The sequence below is a fragment of the Hymenobacter aranciens genome, from assembly GCF_030580865.1.
GTDB lineage: Bacteria > Bacteroidota > Bacteroidia > Cytophagales > Hymenobacteraceae > Hymenobacter > Hymenobacter aranciens.
In genome coordinates, this window is record NZ_JAUQSY010000003.1 from 352,720 (window position 1) to 372,114 (window position 19,395).

The 19,395-nt window shown below is 63.2% G+C and carries 20 protein-coding genes; 4 read left to right on the forward strand and 16 right to left on the reverse strand.

Annotation, left to right across the window (positions count from 1 at the left end; translation table 11 throughout):
- Nucleotides 1-117 precede the first annotated feature (117 nt).
- The 3 genes from Q5H93_RS05980 to Q5H93_RS05990 all read right to left on the reverse strand — a co-directional run bounded on the left by Q5H93_RS05980 (nt 118) and on the right by Q5H93_RS05990 (nt 3,257).
- Nucleotides 118-1,335, reverse strand: coding sequence for an efflux RND transporter periplasmic adaptor subunit (locus Q5H93_RS05980; RefSeq protein ID WP_305005589.1), 1,218 nt, complete (start codon nt 1,333-1,335; stop codon nt 118-120).
- Nucleotides 1,336-1,450: 115 nt separating this feature from the next.
- Nucleotides 1,451-2,833: a hypothetical protein gene (locus Q5H93_RS05985; RefSeq protein ID WP_305005590.1), complete on the reverse strand. Its 1,383-nt coding sequence runs from the start codon at nt 2,831-2,833 to the stop codon at nt 1,451-1,453.
- A 31-nt stretch (nt 2,834-2,864) separates the two neighbouring features.
- Nucleotides 2,865-3,257, reverse strand: a complete 393-nt coding sequence (locus Q5H93_RS05990) for a hypothetical protein (RefSeq protein WP_305005591.1) — start codon at nt 3,255-3,257, stop codon at nt 2,865-2,867.
- A gap of 384 nt (nt 3,258-3,641) precedes the next feature.
- Here Q5H93_RS05990 and Q5H93_RS05995 point away from each other — a divergent pair, with 384 nt between their 5' ends.
- Both Q5H93_RS05995 and Q5H93_RS06000 read left to right on the forward strand, forming a co-directional pair.
- Entirely contained in the window at nt 3,642-3,989 is a 348-nt protein-coding gene (locus Q5H93_RS05995; RefSeq protein WP_305005592.1) for an MGMT family protein, read from the forward strand.
- A 112-nt stretch (nt 3,990-4,101) separates the two neighbouring features.
- Nucleotides 4,102-6,849, forward strand: a complete 2,748-nt coding sequence (locus Q5H93_RS06000; RefSeq protein WP_305005593.1) for a TonB-dependent receptor — start codon at nt 4,102-4,104, stop codon at nt 6,847-6,849.
- 98 nt (nt 6,850-6,947) lie between these two features.
- Here the strand turns inward: Q5H93_RS06000 and Q5H93_RS06005 are convergent, their stop codons facing one another.
- The 6 genes from Q5H93_RS06005 to xseA all read right to left on the reverse strand — a co-directional run bounded on the left by Q5H93_RS06005 (nt 6,948) and on the right by xseA (nt 11,094).
- Nucleotides 6,948-7,346, reverse strand: a complete 399-nt coding sequence (locus Q5H93_RS06005) for a response regulator (protein WP_305005594.1) — start codon at nt 7,344-7,346, stop codon at nt 6,948-6,950.
- Nucleotides 7,343-8,170, reverse strand: coding sequence for a sensor histidine kinase (locus Q5H93_RS06010; RefSeq protein WP_305005595.1), 828 nt, complete (start codon nt 8,168-8,170; stop codon nt 7,343-7,345). Before Q5H93_RS06010 ends, Q5H93_RS06005 begins: the two co-directional genes overlap by 4 nt.
- Nucleotides 8,171-8,252: 82 nt before the next feature.
- Nucleotides 8,253-8,945 carry a hypothetical protein gene (locus Q5H93_RS06015; protein WP_305005596.1) on the reverse strand — a complete coding sequence of 231 codons (693 nt, stop codon included), beginning with the start codon at nt 8,943-8,945 and terminating at the stop codon, nt 8,253-8,255.
- Nucleotides 8,946-8,958: 13 nt separating this feature from the next.
- Nucleotides 8,959-9,276, reverse strand: a complete 318-nt coding sequence (locus tag Q5H93_RS06020) for a hypothetical protein (RefSeq protein ID WP_305005597.1) — start codon at nt 9,274-9,276, stop codon at nt 8,959-8,961.
- A gap of 113 nt (nt 9,277-9,389) precedes the next feature.
- A complete protein-coding gene (gene xseB, locus Q5H93_RS06025; protein WP_305005598.1) occupies nt 9,390-9,698 on the reverse strand; it encodes an exodeoxyribonuclease VII small subunit in 309 nt (102 codons plus the stop codon).
- A 49-nt stretch (nt 9,699-9,747) separates the two neighbouring features.
- On the reverse strand, nt 9,748-11,094 hold the full coding sequence (xseA, locus tag Q5H93_RS06030) for an exodeoxyribonuclease VII large subunit (RefSeq protein WP_305005599.1): 1,347 nt from the start codon (nt 11,092-11,094) through the stop codon (nt 9,748-9,750).
- Between the two features lie 159 nt (nt 11,095-11,253).
- Between xseA and Q5H93_RS06035 the strand changes: the two genes are divergently transcribed.
- Nucleotides 11,254-13,317: a M13 family metallopeptidase gene (locus Q5H93_RS06035; protein WP_305005600.1), complete on the forward strand. Its 2,064-nt coding sequence runs from the start codon at nt 11,254-11,256 to the stop codon at nt 13,315-13,317.
- Between the two features lie 198 nt (nt 13,318-13,515).
- Here Q5H93_RS06035 and Q5H93_RS06040 read toward each other — a convergent pair whose 3' ends face one another.
- The 7 genes from Q5H93_RS06040 to Q5H93_RS06070 all read right to left on the reverse strand — a co-directional run bounded on the left by Q5H93_RS06040 (nt 13,516) and on the right by Q5H93_RS06070 (nt 18,453).
- On the reverse strand, nt 13,516-14,271 hold the full coding sequence (locus Q5H93_RS06040; RefSeq protein ID WP_305005601.1) for a TIGR02757 family protein: 756 nt from the start codon (nt 14,269-14,271) through the stop codon (nt 13,516-13,518).
- Nucleotides 14,272-14,569: 298 nt separating this feature from the next.
- Nucleotides 14,570-15,049, reverse strand: a complete 480-nt coding sequence (locus tag Q5H93_RS06045; protein WP_305005602.1) for a hypothetical protein — start codon at nt 15,047-15,049, stop codon at nt 14,570-14,572.
- 112 nt (nt 15,050-15,161) lie between these two features.
- Nucleotides 15,162-15,461, reverse strand: coding sequence for a hypothetical protein (locus tag Q5H93_RS06050; protein WP_305005603.1), 300 nt, complete (start codon nt 15,459-15,461; stop codon nt 15,162-15,164).
- 27 nt (nt 15,462-15,488) lie between these two features.
- Nucleotides 15,489-16,010 (reverse strand): Riean_0653 family protein, encoded by a 522-nt coding sequence (locus Q5H93_RS06055; RefSeq protein WP_501991639.1) that lies wholly within the window; start codon nt 16,008-16,010, stop codon nt 15,489-15,491.
- 47 nt (nt 16,011-16,057) lie between these two features.
- A complete protein-coding gene (locus tag Q5H93_RS06060) occupies nt 16,058-16,336 on the reverse strand; it encodes a hypothetical protein (protein WP_305005605.1) in 279 nt (92 codons plus the stop codon).
- A 26-nt stretch (nt 16,337-16,362) separates the two neighbouring features.
- Nucleotides 16,363-16,893 carry a Riean_0653 family protein gene (locus Q5H93_RS06065; protein WP_305005606.1) on the reverse strand — a complete coding sequence of 177 codons (531 nt, stop codon included), beginning with the start codon at nt 16,891-16,893 and terminating at the stop codon, nt 16,363-16,365.
- Between the two features lie 609 nt (nt 16,894-17,502).
- Entirely contained in the window at nt 17,503-18,453 is a 951-nt protein-coding gene (locus tag Q5H93_RS06070; RefSeq protein WP_305005607.1) for a DPBB and LysM peptidoglycan-binding domain-containing protein, read from the reverse strand.
- Between the two features lie 183 nt (nt 18,454-18,636).
- Between Q5H93_RS06070 and kdsB the strand changes: the two genes are divergently transcribed.
- Nucleotides 18,637-19,395, forward strand: a complete 759-nt coding sequence (kdsB, locus tag Q5H93_RS06075) for a 3-deoxy-manno-octulosonate cytidylyltransferase (RefSeq protein WP_305005608.1) — start codon at nt 18,637-18,639, stop codon at nt 19,393-19,395.

The following is a 19,395-nucleotide window of genomic DNA, read 5'->3' on the forward strand; positions in this document are numbered from 1 at the left end:
ACGTAGTGAAGCATCTTATCACGGGCGAACGAGCAGTAATTTACTTCATATAGTGCGTCGTGCTGCCATGATAAGATGCTTCACTGCGTTCAGCATGACAGACGATTTGGGTACTGCTTACTGCGCCTTCACCGCGTCGCCCGCCTTCACCTGCAGCACTCCGGTCCGCACCACCGAGTCGCCCACGGCCAGCCCGCCCACAATCTGAATAAGCGCATCCGAGCGCGCGCCGATTTTCACATCCTTCGCCACCACTTTGCCCTTCTCCACCACGAACACCTGGTAGCCGCTGGCCACCGGCACCACCGCCTCCGTCGGAATCTGCAGCGCGTCGGCCGTCTGGCCCAGCTGCAGCTGCACCTTCACGAACGCGCCCGGCTGCAGCTCATCGTGCGTGTTGGCGAAGCGGGCGCGGGCCTGCAAGGTCCGGCTCACCGGGTCGAGCTGCGGGTTGATGGCGTACACGCGGGCCGCGTATTGCTTGGCGCTGGCTTCGTCGGTCACGCGCACCGTGTCGCCCACCTTCACCTGGGCGGCGAAGCGGCCGGGCACCCCGAAGTCGATTTTCACCGGCCGCGTCTGGGCCAGGGTCACGATGGGCGTATTGGGGCTCACGTAGGTGCCCACGGTGGTGGTGCTCAGCCCGAGCTGGCCCGCGAAGGGCGCCCGCACGTTCGATTTCAGCAGCGTGGCCTGCAGGGCCTGCAGGTCGGCGCGGGCCGTAAGGAGCTGGTTGTTGGCGTTTTCATACTCCTGCTTGCTGATGTACTCCTTTTCCAGCAGCGTGCGCTCGCGCTTTTCCAAATCCTGGTACAGCTTGAGGTTGTACTGCTGCTTTTGCAGCGCGGCCTTGGTTTCGTCGGCGTTGATGGTAAACAGCAGCTGGCCCTTACTCACCCGCTGGCCTTCCTTGAAATTGAGACTCGTAATGCGCCCCGCAATTTCGGTGCGAATGGTCACCGCCTCCTCCGCCAGCACCGAGCCGGTGCTCGTCACCTCGTCGCTCAGCCGCGTGGCCTTCACCACAAACACGCCCACCGGCGTTTTGGCCCCTTTGCCGCCGCCACCGGGAGCACCCTTGCCGCCCGCGGCCGCACCACCCTTGCCACCACCTTTAGGAGCCGTGCTGGGGAAAAACTGGAACTTGGCCCATACCAGCCCGCCGATAACCAGCGCCGCCAGCAACCAGCCCAGCCAGCCGCGCCCGCTGTTGCGCGGCGGCTCGTCGGTGGGCGTGGGCGCCGGGGGCGGCGCAGCAGTAGGAGCGGGGGTAGCAGTAGTATCCCAGGCGGGCGCGGGGACCGAGGTGGCGGCCGGCGGCGGGGTTGTTTTCAAAGCGGAAGCAGACAGATAATTGAAATTGCATCAACGCCCAAAGACCGCGCCGGGTTCGCCGGGTTGCAGAACTAGCGCTGGCGCAATCCGGCCCTGGGCCGGATTACCGCCCCGCTCAGCGCTTCCGTAGCTGCTCCAGCGCATCCACGTCGGCCGCACCCAGGCGCGGCGGCATCCACTCCCAGCAAGCCTTAGAGTGGGTGGTTAGCTTGAGGTAATTAGCCGACTTTGCATCGGGCACCACCAGCAGCGTGGGCCCATCGGGCTGGCTGAGGCTAAACCGCACGGCGCGCCCCAGGTACCGGCACGGCACTTCCAGAAAGTCGCCGGGGCGCAGCCAGCCCACCTCCTGGTTATTAACCAGCAGGCGCTGGGCAGCGGCCGGGCCGCCCGGCGGCCGGTACACATACACGAAGGCCGTATCGATGGGCGGGGCCTGCCCCGGCAGCGGGAAAGGCCCCGCCTGACCGGTGCGCACGTCCAGGGCATACACGACGGGCCGGCCGGTTATATCGTCGCCGTCGCTGGTCAGCAGACCACCCACCGCTCCGTACATTATGATGTTCGTGCTGCGGCGCTTGGCTACCTGCACATCCACCGGCGCCCCACTCACAAAGGTGTAAAAGTCACCCTGCCGCACCAGCGGCCGAAACGCACTCCCGTGGCGAATGTAGGCCTGGCGCCCATCCGAAAACCCCCACAGCTCGCGTGGCGACACGCGGCTGCCCTGCGGCGTGCGCGCCGAGGGCCGCAGCCGCGCGGTGCCCTCCCAGCCCGGCGTCTGCAGATACAAGGTGTCGAGGCCCAGGCTGAGCGTCGTATCCGGCTCATTGGCCAGAAACTGCGCCGGCCTGTGGTAAATCCCCCGGGCCGGCACGGCCGCCCGTAGCACCGGGGGCAGAGCCAGGGCCACCGGCTTATCGGCCACCAGCTGCTCCAGCCGCAGGGCCGGCTGCTGGGCCGCCTGCTGCCAGGGCATGGCGGCCAGCAGCTGCAGGCACTTCTGCAGCACCCGCGCCACGTTGGTGGCATGCGTAAGAGTCATGTCCAGGCCAGCCTGCTCGTCGTGGCCGCTGAGGCGGCGCACAAAATGGTAGCCATCGGGCAGGTGGGCATACACATCGAACGCCAGCTCGGCCTTAGCCTTCTCCCCAAACCCGCCTATCACCTCGCTCACCCGCAGCTGGCGCACGCACAGCACCACGGGCTGGTCGCCGGCCAGGGCCGGCAGCCGCTGCTGCAGCCACTCCGTCAGCTCCGGCGCTAGGCCGCGCCGAAATTCCACCGTGGCCGGCCGGTTGTTCAGTCCCTGATACACCAAGCCCAGCGAGGGGCTGCCCGCCGGCCGGCCATCCAGCACCTGCTCCACGTGCATCGTGCGCACGGGCAACGAAATCGGCTGGGCACTCAGGTCGAGGTAAAATACCTGCGCCCGCGCCGGCCGGGCCAGCCCCAGCCCGCCCAGCAGCGCCAGCAGCAACAGTCTAAATCGCATCATTAGTCAAGCTAAAATAAAGCCGCCGTAGAGCCTAGCCCGCCGGCGCTGGCGCCAGTACGCTCAGCAACAGTGCCTCGCCCTCCGGCGTCAGCTCATAGTAAGCACTCCGGCCCTGCGCCGGCCGCTGCAGCACGTCGGCCTCCAGCAGTATGTCCAGCGTGCGGTTGGTGCTCACGCGGTGCCCGCCCACGAGCGTGGTCAGGGCTTGCGACGTCCAGCGCCCCTGCCCCAGAAAAGCGTAGCAAATGCGCGCCGCCCGCGCCAGCCGCTTGGTCAGCGAGCCGGGCAGCAGCGGGCGCAAAGCCTCCACTAGCCGCTGCTGCACACTGGCCGCATCGTTGCGCAGCGGCGGCGGGTTGTCGCGCTCCCACAAGCGCCGCCGGAAGGCGTCAATAACTTCTGCGCTAGTTGTTTCAGTAGGCATGTCGTCAGATGAAAAGTTCGCCATAAGCAAGATGCTATCTTCGTAGCAACCAATCGGGTCGCCGTCAGCCCTCGCAAGATAGGCCCTCATCTACCACTTCTGCACAAAGTTAAGTCTGAACGATGCACTCGCCAGTTCATTGTATGCAACCCGATACTTATTCTATGCAATCTGATGCTCGTCGTATGCAACCCGACACTCGTAGTATGCAACCCGACACTCGTCATATGCAACCCGATACTCGTGCTATGCAACCCGATACTCGTACCATGCAACCCGATACTCGTACTATGCAATCTGATGCTTAATTTATGCAACTAGACTCCTAAGCTGTGCATAGTTTCTTCTGGTAACGATGATTGACTCCCCATTTCATTCCTGCTAATGCCCTCCCCACCCGCCGACAAGCCCAATTTCTTCGCCGACGTCCACGCCGTTGTGCGCCTCATTCCGCCGGGCCGCGTCACCAGCTACGGCGCCATTGCCCACTACCTCGGCTCGCGGCGCGGCGCCCGCCTGGTGGGCTGGGCCATGATGGCCGCCCACACCGCCGAGCAGTTCGTGCCCGCCCACCGGGTGCTCAACCGCCTCGGCCAGCTCAGCGGCCGCCTGCACTTCGCCACCCCCACCGCCATGCAGGAGGCCCTCGAAGCCGAAGGCCTGCGCGTCGTCGACGACCAGCTGATAGGGCTGGATAAGGTGTTCTGGGACCCCGCCACCGAGCTCTTGTAGGCCGCCATTCCGCCATTCTTAACCCCAACTTTACCTACGCTTTGCCAGGTCTGCAGCCGGCGGCTATTATCTTTGTAGTCCCCTAATTGTACCGGGTGCATTTTTTGGCAATATGAAGCATTTTTTAAGCCTTGTGCTGGTTTGTCTGCTCGCGCTGCCCGCGCTGGCCCAAACCACTTATTCCGTGCGTGGTCGGGTTGTCGATGCCGTATCGGGCGAAACCCTGCCCGGCGCTACCGTGCAGCTCACCGGCAACGGCCAGAACACCGGCGCCGGCGCCGACTCCGACGGCAACTACAAGATTGCCAACCTGCCGGCCGGTACCTACACCATCCTGGGTAGCTTCATCGGCTACAAGCCCGTCACCCAGACGGTCAAAATCACCACCCAGAACGTGGTGGCCACCTTCCGCCTGCCCACCGACAACGCCAGCCTCGACGAAGTAACCGTGGTGGCCTCGCAGGCCCAGGAGCGCTCCACCCCCGTGGCCTTCGCCGCCGTCAACGAGGTCAAGCTGCGCGAAACCCTCTCCAACCGCGACCTGCCCATGATTCTCAACGAGACGCCCGGCGTGTACGCTACCCAGGGCGGCGGCGGCACCGGCGACTCGCGCATCAACGTGCGCGGCTTCGACCAGCGCAACGTGGCCGTGCTCGTGAACGGTGTGCCGGTGAATGACATGGAAAACGGCTCCGTCTTCTGGTCCAACTGGGACCTCGGCGACGTCACCAAGTCCCTCCAGGTACAGCGCGGCCTCTCGGCTTCCAAAATCGCCGTGCCCTCCGTGGGCGGCACCATCAACGTGCTCACCAAGGGCTTCGACGACAAGCGCAGCATCCTGGCCCGTGTCGAAACCGGCTCCAACAACTACCGCAAGTCGTCGCTCATGCTCAGCAGCGGCACCCTGCCCGGCGACTGGGCCTTCACCTTCTACGGCTCGCGCCGCACCTCCGACGGCTGGGTGCAGCAGGCCTACGACGACGCCTGGACCTACTTCGGCAACATCAGCAAGCGCCTCGGCCCCCACCGCCTCTCGCTCACCGCCATGGGTTCGCCCCAAAGCCACGGCCAGCGCAGCTTCACCCAGCGCATCAACGCATTCTCTAACGAGAAAGCCAACGAGGTAGGCGCCCGCTCCGGCACCGAGTACGGCTTCGACTACAACCCTTACTGGGGCAAGCTCAACCGCCGCTACCGCGACAGCAGCGGTGCCATCGTCAACGGCCCCACCGAAACCCTCAACGAGCGCGCCAACTACTACCACAAGCCCCAGATTAACCTCAACGACTTCTGGCAGGTCAACGACAAGCTCTTTATCTCGACCGTGCTCTACGCCTCGTACGGCAACGGCGGCGGCATTACCGGCCTCACCAGCCCGGGCAACTCTACCTCCCTGCCCGCCAAAAACGGCCAGACCGACTTCCAGACCATCTACGACAACAACGCTAACCTGGGCACCATCACTAACCCCGACAAAAAGGCCACGGGTATGCTCATCAACAGCGTCAACAGCCACCGCTGGTACGGCTTCGTGGTGGGCGCCGACTACGCCCTGAACGAACAGCTGACCCTCTCGGCCGGCGTCGATGGCCGCACGTACTACGGCCTGCACTACCGTGAAATCCGCGACCTGCTCGGCGCCAACTACGCCGCCATCCCCTCGGGTACCGACCGCAACAGCGACCCCGCCACCCGCCTGGGCGTGGGCGACAAGCTGGGCTACAACTACGACGGCAAAACCCAGTGGCTGGGCGCCTACACCCAGCTCGAATACAAAACGCCCGTACTGTCGGCCGTGGTGAGCGCCACCGTTTCGCAGATTAACTACAAGCGTATCGACTACTTCCAGGCCAAGCAGCTGACCGTGGGCGACTCGACCTATTCGCTGGGCTTTGGCCAGAGTGTCACCATCCCATCCGATACGCCCGGCCAGCCCGGTACCACCTACACCGCCGCCGACGCCCAAAACGTCGAAACTCCCTGGGTGGACTTCACCGGCTACAGCTTCAAAGGCGGCGTCAACTACAACCTCACCGAGCACGACAACCTGTTTTTCAACGCCGGCTACATCAGCCGCGTGCCGTTCTTCAACCAAGTGTACACCACCAACGGCGTGCGCTACCCCAACGTGCGCCCCGAAGGCATCACCAGCTTCGAACTGGGCTACGGCATCAGCTACCCCAACCTAAAGGCCACCCTGAATGCCTACTACACGCTGTGGACCAATAAATCGACGAACTCCTACAATTCCACCGACCTCGTCTACACCAGCGTGCGCAACGTCGATGCCCGCCACATGGGCGTCGAGCTGAGCGTGGCCCAGGAAATCAGCCGCCGCGTGCAGCTCAACGCCGCCATCTCCATCGGCGACTGGCGCTGGATTGGCCAGGGCCTGGCCACCTACTCCGACGAAGCCGGCATCCTCATTGCCGACCGCGCGCAGAACGTGCCCGTGTACCTCGACAACGTGCACGTGGGCGACGCCGCCCAGAACCAGTTCCAGCTCGGCCTGCGCGTCGAGCCCATCCGCGGGGCCTACATCCGCCCGTCGTTCCTGCTCTTCACCAAGTACTACGCCGCCTTCAACCCCGACAACATCCTCAACCCCGACACCCGCACCGACTCGTACCGCCTGCCCACCAGCCGCCAGTTCGACATGCACTTCGGCTACGACCTCAAGCCTTTCTTCAATGACCAGGTGCGCATCGGCTTCAAAGCCTCGGTGCTGAACGTGCTCAACGAGTTCTACTTCACCGACGTGAATAACTCGTCCAGCACCAACGTAGTCGACCCCAACAACCTGAACGTATTCTTCAACCGCGGCCGCACCTTCACCATCGGCATGTCGGTAGCGCTGTAAGTAATGGTTCAGAGTTTATTGTGAGCACAAACAAAAAGCCCCGCAGATGCGGGGCTTTTTGTTTAGGAGCCTTTCAATAGCTTATTCTTGGTTAACCGTTAGCTCCGTCCTGCCGCCGCCATAATGGCGCTGCGCATTTCCTCGGGCGAGGTGTTTTTGAGCAGGTAGCTGTGGGCGCCGTCGGCCAGCACGGTGCTGACGAGCGACGCATCGTCGTGCATGGAAATGATAACCACCCGCACCCACGGAAACTGTGAGCGCAGCAGGCGGGTGGTTTGCAAGCCGTCGAGGACGGGCATTTGCATGTCCATCAGGGCCACGTCGGGGCGCACGCCCTGGTCAAGGCATTCGAGCAGCTCCTGGCCGTTGCCGGCTTCGCACACCACTTCAATGCCCTGGTAGCCACCAAGCAGTGCCATCAGGCCTTTGCGAAACAGAATATGGTCGTCGACAATAGCGAGGCGCACCGGCGGGAGCGTGGAAGCAGCAGGGTTCATGAGGCAAGGGGGTAAGAGGGGGAAACCGGCGCCGGGGCCAGGCGCGTCACGGGCAATATTGCTTCGACCTGGGTACCCCCGCCCGGGGTAGAGTGGTAGCGCAGCTGGCCGCCCAGTACCGCCACGCGGCTCCGCAAGTTAATGAGTCCCATGCCCACGGGCGGGCCGAGGGGCGCCGGGGCGGGCAGTTCTTCCAGGATGGCCAGGTTGAAGCCCTGGCCATCGTCGGTATAAATCAGCGTGAGGAGCCTGGGCTCGGCCTTGAGCCGCAGGCAGATGTGGCGGGCCTGGGCGTGGCGCAGGCCATTGGCCAGCAGCTCCTGCGCAATGCGATACACCATCAGCTCGTGGGCCGGAATGTAGCGCTCCAGCGGCGGCTGGTCGTGCTCCAGGCGCACATCGAGGCCCTGGTCGGTGGGGATGGCCTGCACCAGCGCCCGCAGGGCCTGCGTCAGGCCCAGCTGCTGCAGCGTGGCCGGCTGCAGGTTGCGCGAGATGCGGCGCACCTCGGCCACCGCCTGGTCGATGAGGTGGCTGGCCTCGGGGGCCGGCACCGTGCCGGGGGCGTAGAGGTGCAGCTTGGCCAGCGCCAGAATAGTGCCCACGCCATCGTGCAGCTCGCCGGCAATGCGCTGCCGCTCATCTTCCTGCGCCACCAGCGCGGCGGTCAGGGCTTGCTGCTGGGCGGTTTCGAGCACCTGCGCCAGCTCGCGCTGCTGCCGCAGCCGGCTGGTCTGGTAGCGCATCAGAAAGCCCACCAGTGCCAGCACCAGCAGCAGCAGCGTAGGCGTGGCCAGCAGCACAGGTAGCAGCATTGAGTCCATGAGCAGGGACGGCGGAGAGGCGAAGAGAGGGCCGATTTGTAATCCCAAAAGCAGCAGCAATGTCTGAAAAAGCCCGCCGGTTTTAGCTGCCGGTGACCGGACGCTGGGTTTCGGGGCCATCGGGGCGGGCTCGTAAGAAGGCCATCGTCAGCAGAGTGTTGAAAATCAAGCCTGAAATTGCCACTACCCCAAAGTAGATTTTATTCTGCGCCACCGACGCCCTGGTGAAGTCGAGGCTGAAAAATACAACGGTACCGGCCGAATATATCAGCTGCCCCACGCTCAGCAGAAACATAGGGTTGCTGCGGAGCCGCTCGCGTGGAGGCTCGCGCGACAGTTGCTCAAGGTAGGCCAGCGCCAGCGCGGCCAGCAAGCCGCACTGCAGGGTGCGGAAATAGGTCATCATCAGGCCCATTTCCTGGCGCAAGCCCACGTATACCCCGGCCAGCAGGCCCACCGTGGCCAGCCCCACAAACAGCCAGCGCAACCAGCGCAGCTGCAATACCTGAAAGTACACGGCCGTGAACAGTATTATCTTGCCGGCGTTGAACGCCATCAGGTACAGCAGGTTGCTGTGGTGCGTCCACTCGGCCCAGCGGGCAGCCACCACGCTCAGGGCCGACAGGTACACGTAGGAGCTCAGCAGCCGCATAAGCGGTGACAGCTGCGACCAACGCCGCCAGCTGACCACCATCGGCACGATAATGCTGACCTGCATGAGCAGGCTCAGGGCCTCGGAGGCGATGACCAGCTGAGTAGTGCTAACGAGAAGCATCGTGGCGCAAGGCCTAGCTGTTGAGTAGGTTGGAGCTGCTGCTGTAGGGCGGGCAGCAGCTCGATTCGTCGGCTACGATGTTATCGTTTTCCAGCAAATCGTTTTGCTCGGCATCGGCGGCCACGGCCAGCAGCTGCCGGTCGCCGTTATCATCGAGGCCGTAGTAGAAGCGAATGCCCACGGCGCCTTCCTCGGCCAGCAGCTGCTCCAGAATTTCACGCCCAAAAAAATGGGCGTTGTTACCCGAAGTCGAATTGTCGCGGAAGTTGCGCGTCCAGTCGCCGGCAGTGTTTGGGTCGATGGAGGTGCCTTCAGAGCCGTCAAATGCCATGATTGATGCAGATTGAAATGGTGAGAAAAAATATTTTGGCCGAAAGATAGATTAAATAGGAATGATAATCCAATCTTTTATCAGAAATTCTTTTTCCCTGAAAATACAATTGCTTAAAAACGCCAGCTGGTTTGCGTCGGCCGGCCGGGGCCGCCGGGCTGCTCGGGTTCGTCGTCAAGTTCATCGTCTTCGTCATCAAGCTCTTCATCGTCTCCTTCCTCCGGCAGTTCCTCATCGTCCTCATCGAGCGAGTCGAACACGCGGTCCAGGGAGGCTTCGGCGTGGCGCAGCTTGTGGCGGCAGAGGCGAATAAGCTCGGCCGAGCGCTCGACGCGGGTCGTAAGGTCGTCCACGTCGATAGCGTCGGTTTCGAGGGCGCGCAGAATGGTTTCCAGCTCGGCAATGGCTTCGCGGTAGGTCATTAGTGGTGAAATGGTGAGGTGGTGAAATAGTGAGTAACAGAGGCGGAATTCAATTGCCGCTTTCGGGGTGTAGCGCTGCCGCCACGGCCAGCCGCAGCTCGGCGCGGTGCAGGCTGCGCTCCACCGCCAGTTGCAACAGAAAGCGCTGGCGTAATACTTCCTCGCGGCGGCGCTGGTGGTGGCGGCCGAAGCGTCGGAGCAGCGCCCGGCCGCGTTGCCGCAGCTTACGCTGCTCGCGGGCAGTGAATTGCCGGGCTGCCCGGGGTAGCGCGTGGCGCAGGCGTTCCACTTGGGAAGCCTGCTGCCGCAGTTGCTCGCGGGGCGCCTGGGCTGCCTGCCGAATGCGCTGCTGCAGGTCGGTGCGCGCTGCCAGCAGGTGCTGGCGTGCCGCCTGATGGTGGCGCCGGGCCACCGCATCGAGCTGCTGGTGGTGGTGGGCCAGGCGGCGGCGGGCCAGGGCCACCACCTGCTCGCCATAGCCCAGAAAGGCCGCTTCGAGCCGGGCCAGCCGCTCGACCAGGAAGGCGGCCACGGCGGTGGGTGTTTTGAGGGCGCGGTGGGCGGTGAGGTCCACCACGGCCTCGTCGCGCTCGTGGCCGATGCCCGTGAGCACCGGCAGCGGAAACGCGCCGATGGCCGCCGCCAGTCCGTAATCGTCGAAGGCCAGCAAATCCGTTTTGCTGCCGCCCCCGCGAATGAGCACGACCACCTGAAAATCCGCCCGCCGTGCCTGGATGCCCGCCAGCGCCGCCCGGATGCTGGCGGGCGCCTCTTCGCCCTGCATGGTGGCCGGGAAGAGCGTCAGCGAAAAGTCGTAAGGCGCCTCGCGCAGCTGCTGCACAAAGTCCTGAAAACCGGCAGCAGTGGGGGAGGAGATGACGGCCACGTGCTGCGGCGCCAGCGCCAGCGGCCGCCGCTTCTGCATCTCCAGCAGGCCTTTGTCGGCCAGTTTGGCCAGCGTGAGCTGGCGCTGGCGGGCCAGCTCGCCCACGGTGTAGCTGGGGTCGATGGCCTGCACGTCGAGGCTGAGGCCGTACTGCTCATGAAAGCGCACCTGCACCCGCAGCAGCAGCCGGAGGCCGGGCCGCAGCAGCTGGCCGGTGGCCTGCTCGAAGGCGGGCGCTACCTGCTGGTAGCGCTGGCTCCAGAGCGTGGCCCGCGCCTGGGCCTTGAGCGGCAGGCCGCGGTTATCGGTCGTATTCTCAATGAGGGTGAGGTAGCAATGGCTGCCGGCGAAGCGCGGCACGGTCAGCTCGGCCACCTCGGCTACCACCCAATAAGCCTCGGCAAACTGGCGGTGCAACGTGTGCTTCACCTCGGCCAGCAGGGCGGCCAGGCCCAGCGGCGGGGGCGGTGGCGGGGCCAGAAATTCGGGACGGCGGTTGTAGAGCGGCATTGCTGCTAAGTTACGCGGCGGGAACATCTCGCGGCCGTGCAACCGTTGGGCGCGCGCGTGGTCCTTGCCGCCAACTGTTACCCCCAAGTTATGGGCAGGCCGCTGGCCGGACGTATCTTGCGGCCGAATTCCCCAATTTTCACCCTCATTTCCATTTGCATGACTTCTTCCTCGCGTTTGCGCCGTCTGGCGGCCACGGTGGTGGGTACGGGTTTCGCTGCCAGCACGCTGGTGGCGGGCGCCACGCCGCCGCCGCCGCCCCAGCAGGGCACCGGTATCACCGTGGCTAACATTGATGCTACGGTTAGCCCTTGCGACAATTTCTTCCAGTATGCCTCGGGCAACTGGCTTAAAAACAACCCGATTCCGGCGGCTGAAACGCGCTGGGGCGCTTTCAACGAGCTGGCTGACCGCAACAACGCCACCTTGCGCGCCATTCTGAACGAATCTGCCAAAAATGCCGCCAAGGCTCCCAAAGGCTCGAACGCGCAGAAAGTAGGCGACTACTATGCTGCGGCCATGGACACGGTAGCCATCGAAGCTGCCGGCACCAAGTACCTCAAGCCCTACCTCGACCGCATCGCCAGCATCAAAACCCTGGCCGAAATGCAGAAGTTTATGGCTGACCCCAAGGCCCATGCGGGCAATGCCTGGTTTGGCGCCGGCGTAGGGCAGGACGATAAAATCAGCACCCAGTACGCGGTGTTCGTGAACCAGGGCGGCCTCTCGCTGCCCGACCGCGACTACTACCTCAAAGACGACGCCCGCTCGAAGGGCATCCGCGCGGCCTACGAGACGTATCTGGTAAATACCTTCAAGCTGCTCGGCGACAGCGAAGCCACGGCGAAAGCCAACGCCGCTACGGTGCTGCGCATCGAAACGCGCCTTGCCAAGGCCAGCAAGGGCCGCGTGGAGCTGCGCGACCCCTACGCCAACTACAACAAGATGCCGGTGAGCAAAGTCGCCGCCGACTACCCCAACATCAACTTCCCGCTGATGCTGAAGGACAGCGGCCTCGGCGCGGCGAAAGAGGTGATTATCGGCCAGCCCGCCTTCCTTACCGAGGTGAACACCATGTGGAAGGAGGAGCCCATTGCCGACCAGAAAACCTACATGCGCTGGCACCTCGTGAGCAGCTCGGTACCCGCCCTGCCCAAAGCATTCGGCGACGAGAGCTTCAAGTTTGCCCAGGTGCTGACCGGCGCCAAAAAGCAGCAGCCCCGCTGGAAGCGCATGCTGCAGTCGACCGACCGCGCCCTGGGCGAGGCCTTTGGCCAGCTCTACGTGGATAAGGCTTTCAGCCCCGCCGCCAAGCAGCGCGCTAAGGACATGATTGAAAACCTGCGCGTGGCCTACGCCGAGCGCATTCAGGCCACCGACTGGATGAGCGCCGCCACCAAGGCCCAGGCCATCAAGAAGCTGAATGCCTTCACGGTGAAAATCGGCTACCCCGACAAGTGGAAGGACTACTCCAAGCTCAACGTGAACCGCGAGAGCTACCTCCAAAACATGATGGCCGCCAATGAGTGGGCCAACCAATACCAACTGGCGCACTTCGGCAAGTCGGTGGACCGCAACGAGTGGGGCATGACCCCGCCCACCGTGAATGCTTACTACAACCCGAGCATGAACGAAATCGTGTTCCCGGCCGGCATTCTGCAGTCGCCCTTCTACGACCCCAAGGCCGACGACGCGGTGAACTACGGCGGCATCGGCGCCGTGATTGGCCACGAAATGACCCACGGCTTCGACGACCAGGGCCGGCAGTACGACGCCGACGGCAACCTGAAAGACTGGTGGACCAAGGAGGACGCCGAGAAATTCAACACCAAAGCTGCCGTGGTGGGCAAGCAGTTCTCGAAGTTCTCGCCCCTCGACTCGGTGTATGTGAACGGCGACCTGACGATGGGCGAAAACCTCGCCGACCTCGGTGGCCTCACCATCGCCCACCAGGCGTTTATGAAGACGCCGCAGTACAAGGCCGGCAAAACCATCGACGGTTTCACGCCCGACCAGCGCTTCTTCCTGGCCTACGCCCAAATCTGGCGCACCAATGCCCGCCCCGAGTTCCTGCGCCAGCAGGTGCAGGTCGACCCGCACTCGCCCGCCCAGTTCCGTACCAACGGCCCGCTCATGAACATGCCCGAATTCCACGCCGCCTTCGGCTGCAAAGACGGCAGCAAGATGGTGGCCCCCGCCGCCGACCGCGCCAAGGTGTGGTAAGCTGCGCTATTGCTTTATAAAAAAGGCCTTCCCGGTAGCGGGAAGGCCTTTTTTATGCGCGCCGTTCAACCTCACCCCCGGCCCCTCTCCAAAAGAGAGGGGAGCCTGACGATTCCAGAACAAGTATGACCGCGCATGACCGGCTCCCCTCTCTTTTGGAGAGGGGCCGGGGGTGAGGTCGGCGCGGGTGAGATGCGCCTACTTATCCACCCCCGCCCCAAACAGCGCGAAGTCATATTTCACCGGGTCGGTCGGGTCGAGCAGGCGCAGGTTGGCCGTGAGTTCCTCGGCGGCTTCCCAGTCCACGAGCTGGCGCGAGAGCAAACCCAGCGGCCGGGCCTGCCGCTCCACGTGCACATCGATGGGCATGATGAGCTCGGCCGGGGAGAGGCGGCGCCAGAGGCCGAAGTCTACGCCGCGGTCGTCGTGGCGCACCAGCCAGCGCAGGTACATATTGATGCGTTTGCAGGCCGATTTGCGGGCCGGCGTGGCCACGTGCTTGCGGGTGCGCGGCGGCGCATCGGGCAGGCTGAAAAAGCGCTGGTGAAAGTTCATCAGCCGCTCGCGCTGCGAGTGCCCCACCAGAAACGCCGTTTCCAGCGTGTCGTGCTGCTGGTACCAGGTGCGCAGAAACTCCACGAAATACAGCAAGTCGGTATCGCAGAACGTGCGGTGACAGAAGCCCAGCAGCTTCTTGAGGTCCTCGTCCTGGTGCTGCGTCACGAACTGGTGCGGGGCATCGTCCATGCGGTGCAGCAGCTCGTTGCACTTCTTAATAATGGTGGGCCGCTGCCCCCAGGCCAGCAGCGCCGCAAACAGGGCGCTGATTTCCACGTCCTGCTTCAGCGTGAAGCGGTGCGGAATCTGAATGGGGTCGTTTTTGATGAATTCGGGCCGGTTGTAGCGGTCGTACTGCGCGTCGAGCTGGCGGCGCAGGGTAGCGAGGTCTTTCATATAAAGCAGTAATGCGTCGTAGCGCAGGCTACAAAGGTCGCGCTGCGACGCGGGACATGCCACGCCGCAAAACGCCCGCCCGGCACAAGGCCAGGCGGGCGCGGGAGGGCAATGAAGCAGGAGCAAAGTGGTGTCGGACCACTCGGGAGTGGTCCGGCACCACTCCCGAGTGGTCCGACACCACTACAGGGTGGTCCGACACCACTCCAGGGTGGTCCGGCACCACTCCCGAGTGGTCCGGAACCACCCTAGGGTGGTTTGCTACCACTCCCGGGTGGTGCCGGACCACTTGGGGGCGCTAGGCGCCGGCTTTGGCGGCCTTGTCTTTCGCGGTGCGCTGGGCGTAGCGCTTCTTCATTATCTGACGCGGGCCCTGCACGGCGGCGGTTTCACCATTGTCTTTGTTCATGTCCTCGTACACATCGTCGGCCTGCACCATCATGTCGGCCCCGGCTACCTGGGTCGTTTGGTTTACCTTCTGCCACAGAATTGCCAGGCGGGCGCGCACCTGGCTCAGCTGGCCGTACAGGGTCACGTCTTTCTCAAACTCTTCCAGGTCGAAGCCCCGGCGGGTGAAGTTGATATCGGCCCGCACGGCATCGAGGGCGGCCTGGGCAAAGGGCAGCCCATCGAAGCCCAGGTTGCGCAGGCCCCGGCTTTCGTCGGGCGCGAGGGTGAGCAGCCAGGGCATCTTGCTTTCGATGACACTGATGGCGTCGAGCACGGCTTTCAGGTCAGCATCCTTGAATTCTTCGGAAATGCGGTTACCGTTTTTCATGTGTACTAAAGTGGGAATTGGGAGTGGAAAAAAAGAAAAAAATCGGGGGCTTTGGCTGGTAGGCCCCGCGCCCCGGGTAGGCGGGTAAAGGGTTTGAATCTATTTGTTTAGTCTAGTAATTGCGCAGGCTGATGATGGTGCCGCGGGGCACGCCCCCGGCCGGGGCGGTGTAGGTACAGATGCCCTCGGTGAGGCGGAAGCCGCCGCCGGGTTGCCAGCCGTTGTCGGTGAACTTGAGCTGCGTGCCCGCTTCCAGATTGACGAGCGGGGTGAAGGCAAAATCATCGGGGTCGGTGGCGTTGTAGCCCAGCAGGGCCACGTCGCCGGGGTGCAGGGTGGTCTGGGCCTGTGCCGTGGGCGGGCGCAAGCCGCAGGCCAGCAGCCAGAGGAGAAGGAAGGAAAGGTGTTTCATGCGTGAAAAAAATGAAGGGTGAACGGGTTAGAGTTTTTTATCGAAGCGGCCGTCGGTGACGCGAATGGTATCGCAGCCGGGCTTGGCGATGGTGAAGTCGAAGGTGCCAGAGATAATACCGGCTTGCTCGTCTAATCGGGTCAGGGTTAATTGGCCGGTTAGATAGCTAGCGTAGTAAGATAGAATGCTGTTGCACTGGTCGCTCTTTGTTTCATCGTAATAGCTAACTGACCCTTCAGCATTAGAGGCCGGCAAAGTGAAACGGAATGTGCGGTTTTGAAAAATGGGCCCAGCAAATAATTTAACTGTCTGGTTGACGCCATTGGCAGGATAGCGGGACGCACTAATATTGAGAATGCCGCCTTGGGTTCGGCTAGGCTCATAAAGGACGACAAAGCCATCATAAGCCGTAGGCGATGCTACCCACACCTGGCCATTGACGCGGCAGCCGAAGGTGTTCTTGCCTTCCTGGGTGGCGGGCGGGAGTTGGGCGTTGGAGCTGGGGCCATCTTTGCAGCTGCTACACTGCGTGAGCGTGAGCAGGGCCAGGTAGGGGGAGTTTCGAGGTCATGCGGAGAAGGAAAATAGTGGAAAAATCAATGCGTTTGCTTACTATAATTCAGGTGTGCGGTGTAGGTGCAGATGCCCTCGGTGAGGCGGAAGCCGCCGGTAGGTTGCCAGCCGTTGTCAGTGAATTTGAGCTGGGTGCCAGCTTCTAAATTAACTAAAGGGGTAAAAGCAAAGTCGTCGGGGTCCTGGGCATTGTAGCCCAGCAGCAGCACGTCGCCGGCTTGCAGGTAGGTTTGGGCTGATGCCGTGGGCGGCCGCAGCCCGCAGGCCAGCAACAGCAGAAGAAGGAGGGAAAGGTGTTTCATGCGTGAAAAAATGAAGGGTGAGTGGGTTAGAGTTTCTTATCGAAGCGCCCGTTGGTGACGCGAATGCTGTCGCAGCCGGGCTTGTATAGCGTGAACCAGAACGTGCCCGACACGATGCCGGCTTGCATATCCAAGCGCGTGATGGTTAGTTGACCTTTCCTGAAATAAGGGTCGTTACCAGGAAACTGACATGTCCCTGTTCTATCCAGAAATATTCCTTCGTGATGGTCAGGAATAGCGAGAGAGTAAGTGCCAGTACTGGGAATGCTATCCGCATAGAATCCTACCATTTGGTAATCATCAGCGCCCTTGCCAATATAGCGGTAGGTGCCAACGTTAAGCGTCCCTTTTCTATAGGTTCGGTCGTATGAGACGGTGTAATTTAGGGTGCCATTGTACCCTTTCGGTGTCCAAAGCTGGCCATTGACGAGACAGCCGATGGTGTTGGCGCCGGTGCGGGTTTCGAGGGGCAGTTGGGCTTGGGGGTCGTCGTCTTTGGCGCAGGCGCTGAGCAGCAGGGCGGCCAGCAGGCTGGTGGGGAGCAGGGAGGGTTTCATAGGCTGGGGGGAAGGGTAGTTTCTTTCCGTTGGAAGTAGGTAGGGCAAACGTAGATGGGGCAAGTGGCGCTTGTCAACTCAAAATGCGCTCGGATTAGACTTTATAAATGGCTACATTGGGCACGACCAGTGAGCAAAAAGGGCGTTTGCGGGCTTTCCAGGTCAGTAACAGCCACCGAAAAAATGATATTACAGCGTCCGTAAAAGCAGGGAAAAACGGGGAAATCGAACCCAGCCAGCGGCCAGAGTTTCACCATCGCCACAAACGGGCGACGGACCGGGGAGCGCACACGACAGCCACGGCCAGGGCCCGGCAAAGGGCGCTTAGCGCGTGTATCTCACGAACCAGCCGGGGCGGCAATACCGCCAGGCTGGTTAGGTTCCCGGCCGCCGGGGGGCGGTAGGGAAGGGACAAGGGAGAGGAACTGTCCGGGTGGGGCCCCGGGGAAAGAGTGCTAGCGCCCGATAAATAACATAGTGGGAGCGGCTAGCGGCGGTAAGTATACAACAGATTAGGTAAATAGCGCAGCCGCCGGGCAGCGGTGCCACCCGGGACAGGGGTAGCACCGCCGCCCGGCGGCTGCGGTGGGGTACGCTATAGGGGCAGCACTACGGCACGTAGCTCGTCTCCACCCGAAACTTGCTATCGGCCGTGCCCAGCTTCTGCATCGCGCGCGGCGACAGCCGCACCAGGATGCTGTTGTTCTCGCCCGTATCCGGCAGTTTGCCGATGACGCGCACGTACACCGACTGACCGTTGCCGGCGTTTTTCACCTGCATGATGGTGCCCACGGGGGCGGTTTTGTGCAGGGCCAGGTACTTGTCGGTTACGCTTTTGTCGATGGGGGCGCCCATGCCATTTTCCGTCACGCGGGTCACGACCTCGCTGGCCCGGGTGGGGCTGCGGTCTTCCTCTTTCTCGGCTTCTTTTTCCGCGGCTTTCTCGGCGGGCGTGGCCGGGGTCACGGTGGCAATCTGGGCCGGTTTGGCGGGGTCGGGGGCCGGGGCTTTGGGCTCGGGGGTGGCTTTCGGCTGGTAGGTGACGGCGGGCGTCGGGGTGTTGTCGCCCGCGTCGTCGCCGCTCACCACGAGCTTCTGCCCCAGGCGCACCCCCGCGTCGGTCGAGAGGCTGTTGAGCTTGGCCAACTCGGCCGGCGACATATTGTAGCGGCGGGCAATGGAAAACAAGGTTTCACCCTTCACCACGGTATGCGTACCGCTGGCGGTCGGCGCAGTAGTTTTAGCAGCGGTAGTCGGCGTTTTCGCGGCCGGGGCGGCGGGCGCTTTGCCCGCCGCCGGGCGCGGCACGGCTACTACCTGCCCCACAGCCAACCCATTTTTCAGCTGCGGGTTGGCGGCCGTGAGCTGGTCTACGGTCACCTTGTAGCGGCGGGCCAGGCCAAACAGCGTTTCGCCGGCCGCCACGCGGTGCTTCAGAAAGCGTTGGGAGCCGCGCATTTCCTGGCCAACGGAATCGGGCGGGGCCACGGCGGACCGGGCAGACATGGGCGCCGGACCCGACAGGGCCAGCAAGGTCAACAACGAAGCAAATACAGTCATACGAGTCAGCAAAGCAAAAGCGGGCCCAATTTGGAGCCAGCCCGGGGCGGCCCAACAGGCCAGACGGGGCAAAATAACGAAGAATGCCGTCGTCAATTATCCAGCGGCCCAATTTCCCGCCGCCAAACGGCCCGAAATCCCGTTCTTTGGCCCACTATTTCCCGCAGTTTTTCCTCGCTTCGCATGATTCTTGGCCTCATTCCCGCCCGCTACGCCTCCACCCGCCTGCCCGGCAAACCCCTGGTTGACCTCGGCGGCCAAAGCATGATTGAGCGCGTGGTGCGCCAGGCGCAGCAGGCCAATCTGAGCCGCGTAGTCGTGGCTACCGACGACGAGCGCATCCTGCGCCACGTCCACGGGTTTGGCGGCGAGGCCGTGCTCACCCGCCCCGACCACCCCAGCGGCACCGACCGCCTCTGGGAGGCCTTTCAGCAGCTCGGCACCCCCGCCGAAGTGCATTGCATCGTCAACATCCAGGGCGACGAGCCCTTCATCCACCCCGCCCAAATCAACGCCCTGGCCGATTTATTCCAGGACCCGGCCACCGCGCCCGCCATCGCCACGCTGGTGAAGCCGGTCGTGTCGGAAGAAGAGTTATTCAGCCCGCACCTGCCCAAAGTAGTGCTCAACCAGCGCCAGCAGGCCCTATACTTCAGCCGCCACCCGCTGCCCTACCAGCGTCAGCACGCCCCGGCCGACTGGCTGCAACACCACCGCTACCTGCGCCACCTGGGCCTCTACGCCTACCAGCCCGCCGTGCTGGCGCAGCTCACCCAGCTGCCCGTGTCGCCGCTCGAAGCGGCCGAAAGCCTGGAGCAGTTGCGCTGGCTGGAGGCGGGCTTCACCATCCAGTGCGCCGAAACGGAGCTGGATGCCTTTGGCATCGATACGCCGGAGGATGTGGAGAAGGCGCTGCTGCGGCTGGGAATTAAGCCGATGTAG

Bases quoted from the DNA above. Each gene is read 5' to 3' on its own strand.
- Q5H93_RS05985 (WP_305005590.1), bottom strand. From the start codon at position 2,833: ATGATGCGATTTAGACTGTTGCTGCTGGCGCTGCTGGGCGGGCTGGGG.
- Q5H93_RS05990 (WP_305005591.1), bottom strand. From the start codon at position 3,257: ATGCCTACTGAAACAACTAGCGCAGAAGTTATTGACGCCTTCCGGCGG.
- Q5H93_RS05995 (WP_305005592.1), top strand. From the start codon at position 3,642: ATGCCCTCCCCACCCGCCGACAAGCCCAATTTCTTCGCCGACGTCCAC.
- Q5H93_RS06000 (WP_305005593.1), top strand. From the start codon at position 4,102: ATGAAGCATTTTTTAAGCCTTGTGCTGGTTTGTCTGCTCGCGCTGCCC.
- Q5H93_RS06005 (WP_305005594.1), bottom strand. From the start codon at position 7,346: ATGAACCCTGCTGCTTCCACGCTCCCGCCGGTGCGCCTCGCTATTGTC.
- Q5H93_RS06010 (WP_305005595.1), bottom strand. From the start codon at position 8,170: ATGGACTCAATGCTGCTACCTGTGCTGCTGGCCACGCCTACGCTGCTG.
- Q5H93_RS06015 (WP_305005596.1), bottom strand. From the start codon at position 8,945: ATGCTTCTCGTTAGCACTACTCAGCTGGTCATCGCCTCCGAGGCCCTG.
- Q5H93_RS06020 (WP_305005597.1), bottom strand. From the start codon at position 9,276: ATGGCATTTGACGGCTCTGAAGGCACCTCCATCGACCCAAACACTGCC.
- xseB (WP_305005598.1), bottom strand. From the start codon at position 9,698: ATGACCTACCGCGAAGCCATTGCCGAGCTGGAAACCATTCTGCGCGCC.
- xseA (WP_305005599.1), bottom strand. From the start codon at position 11,094: ATGCCGCTCTACAACCGCCGTCCCGAATTTCTGGCCCCGCCACCGCCC.
- Q5H93_RS06035 (WP_305005600.1), top strand. From the start codon at position 11,254: ATGACTTCTTCCTCGCGTTTGCGCCGTCTGGCGGCCACGGTGGTGGGT.
- Q5H93_RS06040 (WP_305005601.1), bottom strand. From the start codon at position 14,271: ATGAAAGACCTCGCTACCCTGCGCCGCCAGCTCGACGCGCAGTACGAC.
- Q5H93_RS06045 (WP_305005602.1), bottom strand. From the start codon at position 15,049: ATGAAAAACGGTAACCGCATTTCCGAAGAATTCAAGGATGCTGACCTG.
- Q5H93_RS06050 (WP_305005603.1), bottom strand. From the start codon at position 15,461: ATGAAACACCTTTCCTTCCTTCTCCTCTGGCTGCTGGCCTGCGGCTTG.
- Q5H93_RS06060 (WP_305005605.1), bottom strand. From the start codon at position 16,336: ATGAAACACCTTTCCCTCCTTCTTCTGCTGTTGCTGGCCTGCGGGCTG.
- Q5H93_RS06065 (WP_305005606.1), bottom strand. From the start codon at position 16,893: ATGAAACCCTCCCTGCTCCCCACCAGCCTGCTGGCCGCCCTGCTGCTC.
- Q5H93_RS06070 (WP_305005607.1), bottom strand. From the start codon at position 18,453: ATGACTGTATTTGCTTCGTTGTTGACCTTGCTGGCCCTGTCGGGTCCG.
- kdsB (WP_305005608.1), top strand. From the start codon at position 18,637: ATGATTCTTGGCCTCATTCCCGCCCGCTACGCCTCCACCCGCCTGCCC.